The 3,103-nt window shown below is 40.6% G+C and carries 3 protein-coding genes; 2 read left to right on the forward strand and 1 reads right to left on the reverse strand.

Annotation, left to right across the window (positions count from 1 at the left end; genetic code table 11):
• Nucleotides 1–45: 45 nt before the first annotated feature.
• Nucleotides 46–849 (reverse strand): LysR family transcriptional regulator, encoded by an 804-nt coding sequence (locus tag KTHG_RS03375; protein WP_020189517.1) that lies wholly within the window; start codon nucleotides 847–849, stop codon nucleotides 46–48.
• 110 nt (nucleotides 850–959) lie between these two features.
• Between KTHG_RS03375 and KTHG_RS03380 the strand changes: the two genes are divergently transcribed.
• Nucleotides 960–1,901 (forward strand): TDT family transporter, encoded by a 942-nt coding sequence (locus tag KTHG_RS03380; RefSeq protein WP_020189518.1) that lies wholly within the window; start codon nucleotides 960–962, stop codon nucleotides 1,899–1,901.
• Between the two features lie 103 nt (nucleotides 1,902–2,004).
• Nucleotides 2,005–3,103 (forward strand): AMP-binding protein (locus KTHG_RS03385; RefSeq protein ID WP_020189519.1); only part of this gene is annotated, 1,099 nt, incomplete at its 3' end.

Below are 3,103 nucleotides of genomic sequence, written 5' to 3' on the forward strand. Positions count from 1 at the left end.
GCTCCTAGGAGCGGTTGTTTTTTCATGTATATTCCTCTCTCTTTTTTATGTTTGGAAATGCTTTGCAATCATCGCTGAAACAGCTTGTAAATCATTTTGATCGTCGCGATTAATAAGGAAAAGTTGGCGATGATAATGCGTGGACAGCCGCTGAAAGGGAATGTTTTCTGGCAAGCTAATGCGTGACAAAATGGTTTTACCAAAGCCTTGTTGCAGTAGTGCGGTAATGATTTCATTACTATTTGTATCGATAATTTGTGCATGAATATTTTGTTCGGAAATATAGAGTTCATTAAAGAAGCGAACACCCGATTGTTTTTCACGCATCAGCCAGTAGGTACTTTCTAGATTGCCAGCGAGTACGAGCTCATCTGTACCAAGTATAGTTTTTTGAAGCGGATGCGTATCGAGGGGCTTTTCGATTAGGCCAATATCTAGTCGATGCTGTGCCACGCCTTCAGCTACTTTCGCGGAATTGGATAAGGACAAAATGAAGTCAATATGTGGAAAAGCGCCGACAAGCTGGGGGAAGATTTTCGGGAAGTAATGGACTGCAATCGTATTCGAACAACCGATATGGCAACGTATACGCTTTTTACCATGCAGTTGTGTCAACGTTCGTTCGTAGTCATCAATGGTACGTAGCGCATATTGATAAAAAGTATGGGCGGCCTCAGTTGGTACGAGGCTTTTGGGACCTTTACGAATGAAGAATGTTGTATTTAATTGCTGCTCAAGTTGTTTAATCTTCGTTGAAATCGTTGGCTGTGAAATGAATAATAGTGCGGAGGCTTTTGTAAAATTTCGTTGTTCATATACTTTTACGAATACATGAAGTTGTTCAAGCATGGAATCACATCCTAATTATTTGATTTAACAATAATTATAATTTTAATTATGTATTTTTAAAATAGTAAAGTTCTTAGTATACTAAAAGCATCAAGGAGACGTGATGAACAATGAAACAACTTATTCGCGCGATACCGATCCCAATTAGCGGTGTTATGCTTGCGTTATTTTCGCTCGCTAAATTAGTAAAAACATTCGAGCTAACATGGTTTGCCAATGGCCTTATTTTTATTGGTGCTGTCTTTTTAAGCGGACTATTATTAAAGATTGTATTAGCACCAGAATGCGTTTTAAAAGAAATGAAAAACCCTCTAATTGCTGCAGTGTCACCGACATTCACAATGGCGTTAATGGTGTTAAGTAGTTTGTACATGGATACAATAGTTGTATGGGAAAATATTTGGTGGTTTGCCCTTGTCCTGCATTTTGTATTGATGCTGTATTTTACGTATCGCTTCGTATTACGTACGGCGTTGACACTTTCTCATATTTATCCGAGCTGGTTTATTATGTATATCGGTATGGGCATTATGCCACTAACGGCTGGTGGACGTGCGCCAGCATTAATGGATATCGTTTTTTATAGCTGTATTACGTTTGTGATTATTCTTGTACCGCTCATGCTCGTACGTATTTTCGTGATGCGTAATTTAGAGGTGCCGACCTTGCCGTTAATTACGATTTTATGTGCGCCTGTATCTCTGACATTAGCAGGCTACTTAGCGCATGTTGAAGCGGCTTCAACGACGATGGTGTTAACACTAGTGATCATTGCACAGCTATTATATGTGCTTGTGCTAACACAGCTTCCGCGATTATTACACCTACCATTTTTTCCGAGTTATGCGGCGTTTACATTCCCACTGGTCATTTGTGCGACAGCACTGACAAATGCCGTGCATTATTTAGGCTATACAGGCCCTATCGTAACAACTGTGATTGTTGTTGAAATAACGTTTGCAACGGTTATGGTGCTCTATGTAACGGCGCGCTACATTGTCTTTTTATGGCGTGAGATGGCAAGTGCTAGAAAAGTAGCGGTCAATGAATAGGCATGTAAAAAGAGAAATCCTCGTGATTTCTCTTTTTTTATAGGAAAATCAAAATTTTTCCATTAAAATAAAAGCAAAGGAATTGTGATAAGGGGGAAGAACGATGTTTTTTGACATTCAACCATCGGAGAAAATTGCTGTTCAAAAAGCGACAGCGGCGTACACGTATGAGCAACTAGCTGAGGATGTCGCACAAATTGTCGCGATGTTAGAGACACCAAAGAAAGTAGTTGTCGGCATTATTTGCCGCAATGATTATAAAACGATTGTTCATTATGTAGCGGCACTTCAAGCGGGCCATGCAGTGATGCTCATAAATGATGACTTAGCGGTAGCCATGCTTGAAAACATCGTGACGCATTATGAGCCAGCTTTTTTACTCGGTGCAACGATGCATGATGCCTACGAAGAGATTACCGAGCAGTTTTTCAAAAAACGTCAACAACCAACCTATTCGGTTCATAAAGATTTAGCGCTACTATTAAGTACATCGGGTACGACGGGAAGTCCAAAATACGTGCGTCTCTCGTATAAAAATATACAAGCGAATACCGAGTCGATTGTCGACTATTTAGAACTAGACGAGCACGAGCGTCCCGTCATTAATTTACCGTTATCATATTCGTACGGCATTTCGATTGTGAATAGTCATTTACAAGTAGGGGCGACGTTATTATTGACGTCTAAAAGCGTGAAACTCCCGTCATTTTGGTATTTTGTGAATGAATTTAAAGGGACGTCGATTGCAGGTGTGCCGTTTACGTATCAATTATTAAATCGTTTAGGCTTTGTTGATATGGATTTGCCGTCATTAAAAACATTGACGCAAGCGGGCGGTCACTTAGATGTGTATTTAGTCGATAAATTTAATCAATACGCGGTTGCAACGAATCGCAAGTTTTATGTCATGTATGGACAAACGGAAGCGGCACCACGCATCGCGTACGTCCCGTATGAGCGCCTTGCGGATAAATTAGGCACAATTGGTATCCCAGTGCCCGGCGGCCGCTTTGAGCTAGCGGATACGGGTGAATTATATTATTACGGCGATAATGTCATGATGGGCTATGCAACAGAGGCGAAAGATCTTGCAAACGGCGATGAATATGACGGCTGTTTACCGACTGGCGATTTAGCAACAATTGATGAGGAAGGCTATGCGACCTTAATTGGGCGCATGAAAAGTTTTATTAAAATTAAAG

Source organism: Kurthia sp. Dielmo (assembly GCF_000307285.2).
Lineage (GTDB): Bacteria > Bacillota > Bacilli > Bacillales_A > Planococcaceae > Kurthia > Kurthia populi.